Origin of the sequence: Enterococcus sp. 12C11_DIV0727 (assembly GCF_002148425.2) — a bacterium.
GTDB lineage: Bacteria > Bacillota > Bacilli > Lactobacillales > Enterococcaceae > Enterococcus_L > Enterococcus_L lemimoniae.
Genome location: NZ_CP147248.1, coordinates 2,886,435 through 2,901,680, shown reverse-complemented (window position 1 = coordinate 2,901,680; position 15,246 = coordinate 2,886,435). Strand labels below are relative to the sequence as shown.

The following is a 15,246-nucleotide window of genomic DNA, read 5'->3' as shown; positions in this document are numbered from 1 at the left end:
CATTCCATTTTTATCTTTTTTCCGAAGGGTTAGTCCGCGAAGCTAGATAATTTTTAAAGTATCCAGATATCACAAGGCTCCTATATCCAACAAAGAAATTCAAAATAACTCTTTCATATTTTAGCATAAAAGAACTAGTCCGAATAGAAACAAATCATCAAATAAAAGAAAAAGTTTCATAATTACTGTTGTTTCAAACTAGAAGACTATTTTTATTTACTTTCCCTGATAGCTCTTAATCATATAAAACTAAGATCCTTACTTTGATAGAACGAATTTAACCTATTCTGTAATCAAAGTCACTAGTTTCGCTCTAAATTTCTCCCGATCATCCTGTGTGAAAGCCTTTGGTCCTTTCGTACGACCACCGCTTTTTCGGACTTTTGCACTAAAATAGCGTTGCTCCAATAAACCATCCATATTTTCCCCAGTATATTCATAGCCTAGTTGATGCAATACTCGTACCCCTTTAGGTAAGACTAAAGAAGCCAGTCCATAGTCTTGGGTTACTAAAATATCGCCTTTGTCGATTAGCTGAACAATCTTATAATCTGCTGCATCGGCTCCTTTGTCTACATACACAAAAGAAACATTTTTAGGGTATTCTTTCAGTGAATAGTGATCAATGCTTGTTACGATCACAACATCGAGCGAGTGCGTTAGTGCAACGTCAATTGTCGTGTCTTTTACTGGTGAGCCATCACCATCAATAAAAATTCTCATCATCGTTCCCTTTCAGCGGTTTGTATTTAATTTAAATACCAAGCTGGATGCCGTTTTAAAAAGGTTGCTACTTCCGCAAAAACAGCTTCCTTCACGATTTTATACAGCTCTGGATTCCTGATTTTCTTTTTGATCGCTCCAGTGTACCTTGGTCGTTTGACTTTAATTGAAAGTACAACATCGAATCGTTCAGGAAAATTATCTATGGTCAGGTATTTCAAGCGATTGGTTTCTTCTAAAAACTGATTGATAGCATCCACCGTTCCTTGAACAAAACCATCAAGGTGCGTCCCACCATCTGAGGGCAAATGACCATTGACAAAGCTGTCTTTAATGCTAGTCGAACCGTTTTTAGAAATTACAGCTTGGATCGTGACACCTTCGCTGATCGTATTGATAATCAACGGCTGACCGCTTCTCGTAATGCTATCATCTTTTTGAAAAATATAGTCTACAAGTCCTTGTTCATAATGAAAATAATTTTTTTGCTGCTTCCCATCCGTTAATGAAATCGTTAAACCGCTGTTCAACATAGCGAGCTCTTGACAGCGATTGAATAAGATAAAATAGGATAATGGCTTGTTTCCAAATAATGTTTCATCCGGTGTGAAAGCGAGTTCGATTCGTTGCCCTTCATCTTCAGAAGGGATCAATGCTTTTTTATTCAGCTGTCCATTTTGATAGATTTGGATTGTCCGCTTGCCTAATTTTTCCACCCCAAAACCTAATTGTTCCGATAAAGCATTGACTACCGATAGAAAAAGATAGGGCGGTGTATATTGTTCTTCCGGAGTTTTATCTAAAAATAATCCTTTTTTACTAAAAAAAGAAAAAATAAATTGTTTCTCGGAAAGCTCGATCGAAAGCTCTGTCTGCTTTAAATCAACCGCTAATTGCAGTAGATGATCCAATACTTGCAGGACCATGCTCTCTAAGCCAGTCGGACCAATCCCACCAATGTACATACTTGGTCGTTTTCGAATACTATCTTTCAAAACATCATCATCTAGTGCTTTCCAAATATTTTCATCGGTCATATGATCTCCTCCTGTAAACAGATTTTCCTATCTAAATAACGTACAAAATAATAACTGTCGATCTTAAGCATACCAATTTATCTGAGCTACGTAAATGATTTCGCTAAATTACCTACTCTTCTTATTATAATGAAAAAAAGAGTAGAACGAAAGTAGTATAAACGCATTTACACTATTTCATTCCACTCTTTTTATTAACGGATCAAATCCACTGTCGGTTGTTCCATGATATGTCGGACTTGTTTGCGCGTTGTTAAAGGCACATCGCCTTGGATCGTATGCGCTAAAACACCATTTGCTATGGCAAACTCTACACTTTCAACTAATGACCAGGATTCACTATATCCAAGTAAAATCCCGGCAGCATAGCCATCACCAGCCCCGATCCGATCTAAATTAATGATTTCTCTTGGAGCTGCCTGAACATAGTTTTCTGAATCAAATAGAAATCCCGTCAAATAATGTTTATCCCCTTCACCTTGACGAATAGTTCCAGCAAAACGCTCAATCTGATATTTCGTCATAAATCGATGAACTAATTCTTCAAACTGATTCGCACAATCCACTGTTTCACTTAGCGGCATGTCTAATAGATCAGTCAAATCTCGCTGACTACCAAAAACTAGATCACAATAGGGTAACATTTTTTCATATTGTTCTTTCATAAAAGCAACACCATGCACTTCATTCAAACTAGGCCGAAAATTAAAGTCAAAACAAACTTTTTTCCCCAATACGTGAGCTTTTTCAGCTAAAACAAAAGCTGCTTCACGCGTTTTTTCTGTCAAACTTAATGAAATCCCACAAATATGCACTAAATCAGTTTCAGCTAAAAAAGCATCAAAATCATAATTAGAAGCCCCACTCACACCAAACGAACTGTTGCGGCGGTTTTGATACGTAACTTGTGTAGGTCTTGGACCAAAGCCCATTTCAGCAAAGTATGAACCTATATGATCACCAGAAATACCAACCCAGTGATCTTGAATCCCTAACTGTCGAACGCTCGCTTTGGCGGCTTCGCCTAATCGATTATTAGGAAGGTTCGTCAACAGACTTGTTTGACAGCCAAAATGAGCGAGATTACTTAAAATATTAACTCCTGTTCCTGTAAAATCTAAACGTAATTCTTTGGTTTGTTCCAACATCAGATATTCTGGTGGGGTCAAACGCATCATTATTTCACCAAATGCCGCAATTCTCATGTCGATCCCTGCCTATTTCTTAGCTTCACGAGTTCGTTCAGCTTTTATTTTTATCTCGCTTTGTGAACTTGCGTTTCGGAAAAAAGACAAAATATGAATGAGGCACATTTCGCCTCAGTCATATTTTCCTATTTTTCTGTCAGCGCCGAACGAGCTTCACTCAGCTTTTATTTTTTTAATGTATTTTTGATCATACCAAGTAATGTTTTCACATCTTCTGGTCTTGTGTCTCCTGTTGTTGAATCGATGATTGAGCTATAAACGTGAGGGATGATTTTCTTCACTCCGGCATCTACTGCGATTTGTACGATTTCTTCAAAGTTTTCTAAATCGATTCCTCCTGTTGGCTCTAGATAGAAGTCATATTTAGCACATGCTTCAGCCACTGCTTTGTATTCTTCGATATGGGCTAACCCTTTCATTGGGAAGAATTTGATGGAGCTGCCGCCCATGTCTTGTAACAGACGGATCGCCGTTTCAATCGTCACTTCTCCTGCTGGGCTTTGTGAGCTTAGGGGACCTGTAGCGATATTGACGATGCCGACTTTACCAGTTGGTGAGACTAAGCCATTGATGATGGTTTCGTTTTGACCTAATAAGGCACGAGAGGTGCCTACACCTGTAAAGACTTGGTTTACGTGTTGGGGTTGTAATTCTTTTGAAATTCTTGATACCATTTGGCTTTGATTCGGATCGCCTGCGCCTAAACCGACTGATAAAGCGTTGTTTGTTGCAGCGGCGTATTTTTTCATGTCTTCGATCGCTGCTTCATCGATTGGGTAATTTTTTGATAATACACCTAACACGATATGACCTTCGGCGGCTGTGTAACAGTCTTTCGCGTTTTCTACTGAGTTCGCTAATACGTTTAAGCAAATACGGTTTTCTAAATAGTTTGGTGTTAATGTCATAGTTGATTCACTCCTGTTTCTATTTTTTAGTTCATGATTGTTGTTAATCGTGTCACAATTTTGTTCATTTCCTCTTCATTCACAGAACGGATATCGAATTCGATGATCCCATTGTTGGCTTGGTATTCACGGGTATAAATTGCGGGACTCTCCGCTTTTAATGCTTGAATGACTTCTTTGGCTGATTTTGTGCCGCTTACTTTGATGCTGGCACGGTAAATCTCTCTGCCCGCTCCATCTTGAACCACTTTGGCTTCGATGTTTGTGATGTTATTCAGAGCTTCGATAAACGGTTCTAATCGTGCTTGCATCGATTCGCCTGATTCACTGCCGTTTTTCACGTAATCTTCCACAGCTTGGGTAAAGCCTAAAATGTTGTCTTTGCCGATTTTCATTGCACGGCCGATGCCTTTGCCTTGGAGACGGATCCACTCGATGTAGTCCTTTTTCCCAATCACCAGTCCAGCGCTTGGGCCTTCGATGGCTTTGGCACCACTGTATATTACTAAATCTGCGCCCGCCTCGATGTATTTGAACAAATCTTCTTCCGCTGCGGCGTCAACGATCAATGGTAATTTACGAGCTCGCGCTACGGTTGCGGCTTCTGCCACACTTAACATACTTTTTTGAACGGTGTGATGGCTCTTTATATAAAGAATCGCAGCTGTTTGATCCGTGACCATCATGTCGATATGCTCGGGTGTACACATATTGGCATAGCCCGCTTCGACCACTTGTCCACCGCCTTGTGCCACCATTACTTCGACAGGTGTGCCGTAATCGACGTTATGCCCTTTTGGCAGGATGATTTCACGTTTGGTCACTTTATCAGTATACGGATGATACGCATGATAAACGGACCCTTCACCGATTAACGCTGCCACACTTTGCGCGATTCCGGCAGATGCAGAGGACACGACTTGCGCATCTTCAACGTTTAAGAGTTTCGCTAAATAAGCGCCTGTTTGAATACTTAGTTCGCTTATTTCAAAGAAATGTTCCCCACCAAATTTTTGTGCAGCTAAGACATTTCCAGACACTTTTGAGACGCCTAAGATCGTCATTCTGCCTGAAGCGTTGATGACTTCTTTTAGATTGAATTTTTCGTAACTAATTGTCATAAACTGTTCCTCCAATAATGGTTTTTACAGGTTTGATCAATTCTTTTGCTTCTCTGGTATACCCATTTGAATCAGTTAAAGTCTTCTGTCCTTTTTCGATTGTAAAGATTGTAATATCCGCATCATAGCCTTCTTTCAGATGACCTTTTGTATCAAAATGAAAGTTTTCAGCAGGTGCTTCAGTCACTTTTTTAATAATTTCTGTCCAATCATAGCCTACAACCCGCAACTTTTCCATTGTCGTTGCTAAATCATGAACTGGACCATTTTCGCGGTTGCGGATATAAATATCGGTACTGATCGATGTTGCTTTTAGACCTTCTTCCATAGCTGTTTCAGCAACATGGAAATTGAAACTATCTGTCCCATGACCAATATCAAACGCAATCCCTTTTTCATATGCAGTTCGCGCAAAAGCTTTAATCTTATCTGTTTCTTGATTTAAAATACCATTTGGTTTTCCATTAAAACAATGAGTCAATACATCACCTTTAGACATATGTGCTAAGATTTCATCTAATTCTGGCGGTGCTGAGCCCACATGTACCATCAAGGGTAGATTATTATTTTCTTTTTGGATGTTTTTGGCCATTTCTAACGGAGTGATGCCATTATCTCCGATAACAGTTTTACTCATGCGTGCTTTGATTCCTACGACAAAGTCAGGCAGTTCAGTCAGCGCTTTATATACTAATTCTTCTTTGACTTTGCTCAGATCTGCTAGTTCATCTTGCTCAACGATACCCCACTTTGAAATATTCAACAACGCATACACATTGGTTGTCGCTTGTTTCGCTAAGTCATAAAACTCATGGATATTTTCAGCTCCAGTTGTACCAGCATCGATCACTGTCGTTACGCCTTTTTTAACACCAATTTCATCTGGAAAATCGTAGTATAAAGTCATTTTTTCAAAACAATGAACATGATCGTCAATCCAACCAGCTGATAGATAAGTATCGGTGGCTAATTCCATTCGTTCTTTACTATCTGCTTCGATTTTTTCTGAAATTTTTACGATTTTTCCAGCATTGATTGCTACTTCTATCGGTTTTCCCTCAATGGTTTTGCCATTTTTTATAATTAAGTCGTAACTCATTTTATCCCCTACTTTTCTGTAAATCTAAATTTTGTCCAGGGTTTTACAAAATCTAACAACAACAATTCTTTCTCTGTTATTTGCCCTACTTTATTTTTACGGTCGTCTGAATGCGGCTGTAAAACAATTTGCAGTTCATTTTTGTATTTCCCGAATGCATCATTACCGATCACAACATCACCTACTTGAAACTCTTGGGTATTATCATGCGCTGGATTGGCTTTATGTTGGTATTTTTTACGAACTTCAGTAGAACGAACCACTTGATCTGTAATGTCTCCACGGCGAAAATGCTGTTCTGTCAATGTAATTGCTTTTTCAACGTCACTTGCCTCTTTCGTAAATTCCACTGCTAATTCTAATTGATAACGATTTAAGCTACCTAACAACTCTAATTCTTCATCTGAAGCATAAGCATTGCCTATAATCACATCATCGATCAGACCTGTCGCAAATAAATGTTTCGTTTGAACATCCACTGGTAAATGTCGGTGCATTTCTAATGTTGGCAACCCATCATTGACATCCCATGGACCGATTTTGCCTGCTTGAGAATTGATAAACGCTGCTGTACGAATGCCATGTTTTTTGAAGCGAACACTACAACGCTCAAAGAAATCATACGGCAATGCCGTACCTTCTTGCGGATAAAAATTATGACAGCCGTAAAGAAATGGCACATTGGCTTCATAAGTCAAAATATTATCTAGGTAAGCCACATCATTACTCATATTCAATTCGATCGCTAAATCAAAAGGATTAAAGGTCAACTTTGCTTCTTTATTACCATCAAATCCTACATCCAAACGAATGCCATCAGCGCCCGTTTCATAAAAGAAGGTTAAATCATCATACGAAATTTCTAATTCGTCAAAAATATTCGGCGCTACATCTAAAATCGTTTCATAGCCTAAATCTTTTGCATAGGAAATCAATGACTTAAACTTTTCTTTCACTACTTCTTTTCCTTCAGTTACTTCCAACATACTCATAAAGATCCGTGAAAATCCACATTCACTTGCCTTTTTTAAATAAGCTTTGTCTTTTTCTATTTCACTATGATCTGGGTAAACGGATACTCCTAATGCTCTTTTCATTGATTTTGTCCTCGCTTTATATGGTCGAATTTATGTCTGTACTTCCAAGAAATAACTGAACTGCACAAAATGGTTACACTTCCTACTATGAATTGCGGTTGTTTAACTAAAATTCCAACTACAATTGCTAGAAAAATCAACCCTATTGAAGCTAGACATAGATGAAACAAGCGTAAATCTGTAAATCTTGTAGGTAGCCAGTTTCTTTCAATCATTACCTGACTAAGAATAAAAAATACGATGAACCAAATTATCATGACCTTAATCACCAAAGAGGGTAGTACAGCGACTACCCTCCCTCTCATTTTAATTTAGCAGCTGCTTTCGCTTTTTGTTCAGCTGCTAACTCTTCTGCTTCTTTGTCTAATTGTTGTTTTTCGTATACTTTGAAGAACGGGTAGTAGATCGCCAAAGTAATTGCAAAGTTGACACAGACAAGTAGGGCTGCTGGAATACTCCAGTTTGTACTCATCCAAGCAGCAACAGGTGCCGGTATGGCAAATGGTAAACGGGCCGCCATCATCGGGATGACATTTGTAACCGTTAAAAAGTAAGAAAATGTTGTTGTGATCAAAGGTGCCACGATAAATGGAATCCCTAAAATCGGGTTCATGACGATCGGCGTACCAAAAATCACTGGTTCATTAATATTGAATAAACCTGGTAAGAAAGATAAACGACCTAAACTTTTCAGATAAGTTGATTTAGAAAACATCATTAAAACGACTAAAGCTAAAGTAGTCCCCGCACCGCCGATCCAGATAAACCATTGTAAAAATTGTTCAGTAAAGATATTCGGTAAAGTATGAACAGAGGCACCTTCTTGGAAAGCAAGTGTATTTTCTGCGATCGACATATCCCAAAACGGTCTAATAACAGGTCCCATAATCGCAGGTCCGTGAATCCCTAAAACCCAGAAGAAACAGATCAAGAAGACTGTAAGTAGTCCACCAAATAAACTATTCCCAGCTAACGTATCTTTCAATGGCATTAATAAAGTACTTAAGAAACCATTTAAATCAAAACCAATCACATGACGAATCACCCAGAATAACAATAAAATCACAGCGCCAGGAATCAACGCGATAAATGAATTAGATACTTCTGGTGGAACACCATCTGGCATTTTGATTGTAATATCCTTTTGTATAAAGAAACGATAAATTTCAACAGAGACAAGTGCTGTCACGATTGCCCCAAATAATGAAGCTGAACCAATATTCGCTAAATTAATATAACGCCCAGCCCCAATAACATCTTTAACATCTTCAAAAACTCTTGTTGGGGGTGCTGCTGTGACCAAAAAGGCCATCACAGCTAAGATTCCACAAGTCAAAGAATCCAATTTGTAACTTGTTGCCAAGGAAGAGGCAATCCCAAAAGTTGCATACAACGCCAAAATCCCCATTGTATAACGAGATGGAATATCCAACACTACTTGATAAGGCTCAATAAACTTCATATAAGCATCAATTGGAATATTCTGAAATACGGTAAAAAAAGCACCAACAATTGTCAAAGGCATCGTTGCGATAAGTCCCTTTCTAATTGCTGTCATGTGTCTTTGAGAGCCAAATTTATTGGCAATCGGCATCAATTTTACTTCCATCCACTGCACAAAACCATTCATTTCTTTTGTCCTCCGTTCAAAAAATTAATATGAATAAAAATCAAATTATTTCCCATTCATAATAACATGGTAACATTATAATGTAAACGTTTTTCAAAAGAAAAGTGCAACATTTTTTCATCTTTAACTAGGTAAATCAACCGGGAATATTGCACCAAAGATCATTGCACCTAGAATTGCGCCACCAGCAATCGGCTTTTTCCACACATAGAAAATCACAGCTCCAATAATAGAACCAATACCGATTGGAGCAGAAGCACCACACGCACTAATAATGATCAATGGACCTAAGAATCTCCCTGAAGCATTTCCAGCGCCCATCATAACATCAGCACCAAAAGTGGAATTTGACTGGTTGATCGTAAATTTGCGAATCACAATAATGATACCACCGATAAGCAAACCAAGGACCATCCCAGTTAATAAAGAAAGGCCAAAATTTTCAACAGGTGCTGTGATCCCCATACTTAACAGAATCGCTGGAACACCAATTCCAACTCCAGTTAGGATTGCACCACCAATATCTAAAATCCCAACAAGTGACCCTTCCAAAATTCGGGCAAATAAGAAACTTGCGCCAAATGCTGCAGCTGCACCATATGAACCACCGTCCATTCCAGCTTTTAACATAGCCACGATCGCTACCTCATTAAAAGCTCCCACACCATGTTCAATATACATATGTGTTCCAGCAAAAACGCCTGCTGACAATAAACCAACTAAAATTGGAAATGACCAATCAGCAAACCAAAAATTCTTTTTTTCCAACTCTACTATTTCATCCATCTCAGTTCCTCACTTTCTTCTGAATTATTTACCAATACTAAAAACATCATGCATATTTTGTAACCAGTTTGGAATCTGTAAGCGGAAGCTTTCAATCATTTGTAGATCAAAGCCACGGAAAAAGGCACTAAAGACAAATAATAGAATAACTGCTGCCATCATACTTTTCGTTACCTTGTTCCAACCAATTTCATCTACACCTTTACCAATCAAAATTCCAAGTACAACACCAGGAACAGCATTACCCATGATCATCGTTGCAAGTCCGCCAAAAATCGTTGCCCAAAGACCTGAACGTTTACCCGCATCGATTGCTGCTAACCAGAATAAAACTGGCATTACTGTGTTGATCAAAAGATTTGCTGCTGGCACTAAGACAGCGACTGCCGTTACTTGTAGTGACTCAGGAATTGCGGAAGCTGTCGTATTTAAGAATGCAACGACCAACATCCCAATGATTGCACCTGAAATCCCCATTTTCTTAGGATTATGCATTGTTTCAGCAATATTTTTATTTTTTACTAATAAAGCTGCAGCTGCCCAGTTAGGTATTACACGATGATCTACATCTTGGGTAAAGGCTCCAGCACCCACTGTCGACGCCCAAGCATTAAAAAAGAACCCTAGCCCAAAAGAAAAATGACTCGCCGCATCTCCCTCACAGGCATTCATCTCACCTAATGTTCTAAATGCACCTAATCCCTGTGTGCTTGGTGCATGAAACATTCTGGCAGCTCCTGCTCCTGCCGCAAATCCAACTACTCCCCCAATCAATAAAGACTTGAGTAAAACGACTAAAACATCCATTTAATTTGCCTCCTTCTGCATTCTTTTTTTCTTACCAAAAGGGATTGGAAGACCATTGGGATCAGTAACTCTTTTTTCTACAAACGGGATTGTTTCCATTTCGATCAATGTGATTTCCACTTCCACATCCAGTAATACACGATAATCCGCACGAGTACGAGGTAAAAAGAAAAAGAAAAACCGTTCTGTAAAGGTCTCTTGCTCTGCTTTAACAACTTGAATGTCAAGCGGTTCAATGCGTACAATCACATCATTTTTTTCTTTCAGCACACGATTGTGGATTTGATTCAGTGCATTTGCAAACGCCAAATTCTTTTCTTTTCCAGTTCCTTCAACTTGAATGTTCTGACGTTGTTTCATTGTTACGTTTTCCATTGATTGTTCCTCCCCTTATTTAAGCTCGTTCAACTCTATCTGAAAAAGCTGAAACATTAACTGCAACGCTTTTGGTCACATTTTATTTCCGTTTTTTTCCGAAGCCCTTCAATCCTTAGAACTTCACCTACTAGCCATTCTTTTTCATATAAGCTTCAACGATTCGTTTACCTAATTCTTCTTGATCCATAAAACCAAAGCCTAAAACTGTTTTGCCATCATTGATCGCCGTAACACCTTCATCGATCGAACGCATACCATGGCGTTCTAGATACCCATATTTTGTTGCAGCTGTTAACGCTCCAGCACCACCACTACCACAAAATGAGATTCCAAGATCTGCGTTTTCTTGCTGCATCACGTCACCTAAACGCATATCTGCACCCATTCCTGGAACAACAACTGCTTTTGCTCCTGCGGCTTCTACCCCTTTTGCTACATTTTGACCTTTTCCTAAGCGATCTGCGATTACTACTGTTATCATAATAATTCCTCCAATTTTTAAAAGCTGAACAGGCTAGCCTGCAAAGCTAGATAGTTTTTTTACTCTAATAATAGCTAGTCTTTCTTATGCTTCATTTTGTCTAGCTGCTTCAAAATGAATGGATAATACGTACATTTCATCTTGCGGTAAATTACCGATGTGTTGAACAACTTTATTTGAAATCATTAGTGCCTCTTTAGATACTTCTTCAAACATTTGTGGATCGACCCCAGACATTTTTTCTCCTGCAATCGACCGTTTGATCATTTCATTGACGTGATTGATCAAAATCGTCCATTGTAATTCAGTCGGTTGAATTACTTGTTCTTCTAATAACTCGTTGATTTGTTCAAGTGCTGCTTCTAACTCAACTTTATTCGGACTTTCATCAATGATTTTTTGAGCATCGTCAGTTAACTTCACACGTGCTCCTCCTCTCTTATATAATTCAATAAAGCAGTAATTTCTGCTTGATTAACCATCAAATCATTCTTAGCAAAAATCCGTTCTATCTGCTCTACCAGTTCTTGTTGAGCTAATAATGTTTCTTTCACGATATTGCCCTCATTTTCATATTGACTATCAAACGTAATTCGGTGGACCATCAACATCACGTGTAGTAAAAATGCTTCCTTATATTCTTGAGTCAATTTCTCTGCAAACGCCTTGAGCAGTTCTTCATAAATCACATAGGCTCGTACAAGAATATCTCGACTTTCCGCCTCAATTCCTTGTTTTTCTTTGACCTGTTGCCGAGGAATCAAGCGTGGTACTTTTCCTGATTTCGTGTGCGTCAGAATTTTATTGACCTCTTCTTGAACGGTATGAAGATCCGCTTGTGTCGGTAGCGGATTCACTTTGATAAACGGACGATTCACGATTTCTATTGGAAAAATACTCAAAACTAAGTCGGGATTTTTTTCTTCTATTACATCAACTGCATTTAAGACAGAAGCAAACCCAGCAATCTCAACATTTGAAACTTCTTCTAAAATTTTTTGCTCGATCAAACTCGTTACCCCTAAACCTGTGGAACAAACATAGACAATTCGGACAACATTGACTTCATGAAGATTTTTCTCGTAAGCCACCAAAAAGTGCAACGCAATATAGGCGATAAATGAATCATTAATCAACAATGCTGATCCGACAATACTACTTTGACTAGCCAGCTGGATCGCTGAAAATAATTGTGGATACTTTGCCTTGATATCATCAACAAACGGATTGTACTCATTTATAAAGAGGTGTTTCTTGGTCAGTCGTAAGGACAAATGAGCAAAAAGATTTGTAAATAATTGCCGATCTCGATAAAAGGGAAATTTGATTTCTTCTGAGACATCCTTGATCAACTCTTCCGTCAGCCTTACGATGTCCTGCTGATTATTCGCTACAAAGACATCGCTATAAATATAGAAATATTCATCTGCTAAAAGCGGTAATTCATAATGATTGAAAACTTTTTTCATCAATAAAAACGGCAACTCTTGTTTTTGCTGCAACATTTTTTGATTCGTCAACATCTTATAAGTACCGACCGTATGATGGAGCTGCATTCTAGACGCCGCAATCGCCACTCGTAATGTGATTGAAAGAATTTCAGCATAGTTAAATTGATCGAATAAAGAAGGATCCAAAAGTCCTGTCATTTCCTTTAGAGAAACTTGATAGATTTTTTGAAAAATCGTATTGACACCAACATGAACTTCCTGCATTTTTTTCTGTTGTCCAGACTGAACAAAGTAACTCATGATTTGATAAATATCATATTCGGTTATTTCCTTTTGCGTGATATATTCCATCAGCAAACGAATCTTGCTTTCTTCACCAATGATCGAAAATCCTTGGCGACTTTGACGATTAAGTTTTAGGTTATAATGTTGAATCAACTCGTCTACACGATCCAAATCATTAATGATGGTATTTCTACTCACCTGCAGTTCGTCCGCCAACTCCTGAGAAGTCAAAGCTGATTGAGCTAACAACAAACGGAAAATCAACTGATTGACACGTAATTCTTGATCCGGATACGTTTCAAATCGCTCAACTTCGATAATTTCATTTTTCAAAGTCAAACGTTCTGAATCAGGTATTTCTAACCAAATTCCTTTGTTGCGGCGGGTTTGTAGCAATACGTTTTGTTCTTTGAACCAATCACGAACATTTTCTAAGTCATATTTGATTGTCCGTACACTGACTTGAAAAGTTTCTGCCAATTCTTTTGTTGTCACGCTGTCTTCTAAATCTAAAAGCAGTAGCAAAATTTTTATTTCCCGTTTTGATAAGTGCAGCGACATCCTACTCACCAACTTTCTTTCCCTTACACTTGAACTATAGCTTGATTTTTATCCCATAACAACACAAAAAAGTTGCACTTACACAAGTGCAACTTTATTAGTATACTATTATTAGTTGACTATTTATATTCTCTTATTCGTTATTTAATACTACTTTTCCTTAGCATTTTAACCGTGGATACTTACTTTTTTTTTAGTGCAACAAAAACTATCCATTATTGAATATTTTTTGCACCAACTCAAACTAATTCTATTTCAAAAAGATAAAATAACGCTAATAAGCAAAAAAGAAGACCGAAGTCTTCTTTTTTACCACAGTATTTATAAAAATAAATAGATAACATCTTCTCCACAAAAATATTTATCCGACACGCCTACATCCGGTAGGTATGATTTAACATATGTGCCTCTGTTGTTTTGTTAATCACTAGCCGTCAAAACGGAACAGTCGAAACTGTCTGATTAAGTCAACTCGTCGCATGAGGATTACTTTAACACAGATATCCCTTGTTTGCAACCTCTTTATGCTTACTCATCTTCTATCAGCCAACCGGAATATAATTGTTCTACTATGTTTACTGTTTCTAAAGTCATTTTTCTTGTCATTACTGGACTCTCCAACAAATTATTTTGCAAGCATTCGTTCACGTGTTCAACTTCAAAAACAAATTCACTTTTAAAATCGCCAGTCAGTTTTTCTTGGCTTCCATCTTCATAATGAATAGTTGCTTGCTTCGTTTTCCAGAAATAGGGAATTTCTATCCGCCCTTTTTCACCATAGATCGTCATTTTACTCGGAATAGCTAATTTTACTGAAATAAAAATATTGGCAACTGTTTGATTTTGAAACTTCAACGTTAAATTTACTTGATCATCCGTTGCACCTTTTTGTCTCGTCACACTACCACTGGTCTCTTTAATTGGCTGGTCTAATAGAAATTGCATATACTGGATTGGGTAACTTCCCGATCCATGTAAGGTTCCTCCGCCAGCTTCAAGCGAGTGAAACCAACTAATGTGATCAACATTTGGGTAAGCTGTAATCGACTGTAGCCAATGAACCTTTCCAATTTTATTCATTTTGATTGCTTCTTTTACTTGTAAACTAATTGGTAAAAAGACTGACTTCTGCGCTTCCATCAAAAAACAACCATTTTTTTCTGCCAGTTTAAATAATTCTTCCGCTTGATCTGTCTGTAATGTAAAAGGCTTTTCAACTAAAACATGCTTGTGATGTGCCAATGCCATTTTTGCAGCTGCGTAATGACCTTTATTATAGGTTGCAACATAAACAACATCTATCTCATTATCCATACATAATTCTTCATAACTACCATAAGCTCTAGTGATAGCCAGCTCTGTTGCCATCTTTTCTGCTTTTTCCAAGCTTCTTGATGCAATTGCGGTTGCTTGCCCCATCCGGCTTTTTTTGATTCCTTCTACAAAGCGCGGCACGATTTGAGCGGTACTCAAAATCCCATAGTGAATTTCCTTCATCTTGATCGACTCCTTTGATCATACTATAGCTATAAACAAAGAAAATTTCAAAAAGTTTCTTTGAGATGATTCCTTCATAAAAAACAAACAGGTGTGAGACAAAAGTAAAAAACACTTTTGTTTCACACCCTAAATACAAATAAATGATAGCTCATTCATCTGATAAAAAAGCATATT

Annotated in this window: 15 protein-coding genes; all 15 read right to left on the bottom strand. The window is 38.0% G+C overall.

Going from position 1 to position 15,246, the window contains the following annotated elements; translation table 11 throughout:
* Positions 1 to 282: 282 nt before the first annotated feature.
* The 15 genes from A5866_RS13785 to A5866_RS13715 all read right to left on the bottom strand — a co-directional run bounded on the left by A5866_RS13785 (position 283) and on the right by A5866_RS13715 (position 15,069).
* Positions 283 to 723 carry a YaiI/YqxD family protein gene (locus A5866_RS13785; RefSeq protein WP_086445101.1) on the bottom strand — a complete coding sequence of 147 codons (441 nt, stop codon included), beginning with the start codon at positions 721 to 723 and terminating at the stop codon, positions 283 to 285.
* A 26-nt stretch (positions 724 to 749) separates the two neighbouring features.
* Positions 750 to 1,760: a hypothetical protein gene (locus A5866_RS13780; protein ID WP_086281811.1), complete on the bottom strand. Its 1,011-nt coding sequence runs from the start codon at positions 1,758 to 1,760 to the stop codon at positions 750 to 752.
* A gap of 194 nt (positions 1,761 to 1,954) precedes the next feature.
* The gene (locus A5866_RS13775; protein ID WP_086445102.1) at positions 1,955 to 2,965 is read right to left on the bottom strand and encodes a sugar kinase; all 1,011 of its coding nucleotides are present in this window, start codon (positions 2,963 to 2,965) and stop codon (positions 1,955 to 1,957) included.
* A gap of 167 nt (positions 2,966 to 3,132) precedes the next feature.
* Entirely contained in the window at positions 3,133 to 3,876 is a 744-nt protein-coding gene (dagF, locus tag A5866_RS13770; protein ID WP_086445103.1) for a 2-dehydro-3-deoxy-phosphogluconate aldolase, read from the bottom strand.
* Positions 3,877 to 3,902: 26 nt separating this feature from the next.
* On the bottom strand, positions 3,903 to 4,997 hold the full coding sequence (locus tag A5866_RS13765) for a DgaE family pyridoxal phosphate-dependent ammonia lyase (protein WP_086281808.1): 1,095 nt from the start codon (positions 4,995 to 4,997) through the stop codon (positions 3,903 to 3,905).
* Entirely contained in the window at positions 4,987 to 6,096 is a 1,110-nt protein-coding gene (locus A5866_RS13760; RefSeq protein ID WP_086445104.1) for an amidohydrolase/deacetylase family metallohydrolase, read from the bottom strand. Before A5866_RS13760 ends, A5866_RS13765 begins: the two co-directional genes overlap by 11 nt.
* Positions 6,097 to 6,104: 8 nt before the next feature.
* Entirely contained in the window at positions 6,105 to 7,193 is a 1,089-nt protein-coding gene (locus tag A5866_RS13755; protein WP_086281806.1) for a DUF871 domain-containing protein, read from the bottom strand.
* Positions 7,194 to 7,494: 301 nt separating this feature from the next.
* Positions 7,495 to 8,823, bottom strand: a complete 1,329-nt coding sequence (locus A5866_RS13750; RefSeq protein ID WP_086445106.1) for a PTS sugar transporter subunit IIC — start codon at positions 8,821 to 8,823, stop codon at positions 7,495 to 7,497.
* 123 nt (positions 8,824 to 8,946) lie between these two features.
* Positions 8,947 to 9,609, bottom strand: coding sequence for a DUF4310 family protein (locus tag A5866_RS13745; protein WP_086445107.1), 663 nt, complete (start codon positions 9,607 to 9,609; stop codon positions 8,947 to 8,949).
* Positions 9,610 to 9,633: 24 nt separating this feature from the next.
* On the bottom strand, positions 9,634 to 10,416 hold the full coding sequence (locus A5866_RS13740; RefSeq protein ID WP_086281802.1) for a DUF4311 domain-containing protein: 783 nt from the start codon (positions 10,414 to 10,416) through the stop codon (positions 9,634 to 9,636).
* Entirely contained in the window at positions 10,417 to 10,791 is a 375-nt protein-coding gene (locus tag A5866_RS13735; protein WP_086281801.1) for a DUF4312 family protein, read from the bottom strand.
* Between the two features lie 130 nt (positions 10,792 to 10,921).
* A complete protein-coding gene (locus A5866_RS13730; RefSeq protein ID WP_086281800.1) occupies positions 10,922 to 11,275 on the bottom strand; it encodes a glycine-rich SFCGS family protein in 354 nt (117 codons plus the stop codon).
* A gap of 84 nt (positions 11,276 to 11,359) precedes the next feature.
* Positions 11,360 to 11,698 carry a PRD domain-containing protein gene (locus tag A5866_RS13725; RefSeq protein ID WP_086281799.1) on the bottom strand — a complete coding sequence of 113 codons (339 nt, stop codon included), beginning with the start codon at positions 11,696 to 11,698 and terminating at the stop codon, positions 11,360 to 11,362.
* Positions 11,695 to 13,572, bottom strand: a complete 1,878-nt coding sequence (locus A5866_RS13720; RefSeq protein WP_086281798.1) for a BglG family transcription antiterminator — start codon at positions 13,570 to 13,572, stop codon at positions 11,695 to 11,697. The genes A5866_RS13725 and A5866_RS13720 overlap by 4 nt, the downstream gene beginning before the upstream one ends.
* Before the next feature lie 528 nt (positions 13,573 to 14,100).
* Positions 14,101 to 15,069: a Gfo/Idh/MocA family protein gene (locus tag A5866_RS13715; protein ID WP_086281797.1), complete on the bottom strand. Its 969-nt coding sequence runs from the start codon at positions 15,067 to 15,069 to the stop codon at positions 14,101 to 14,103.
* Positions 15,070 to 15,246: the final 177 nt, after the last annotated feature.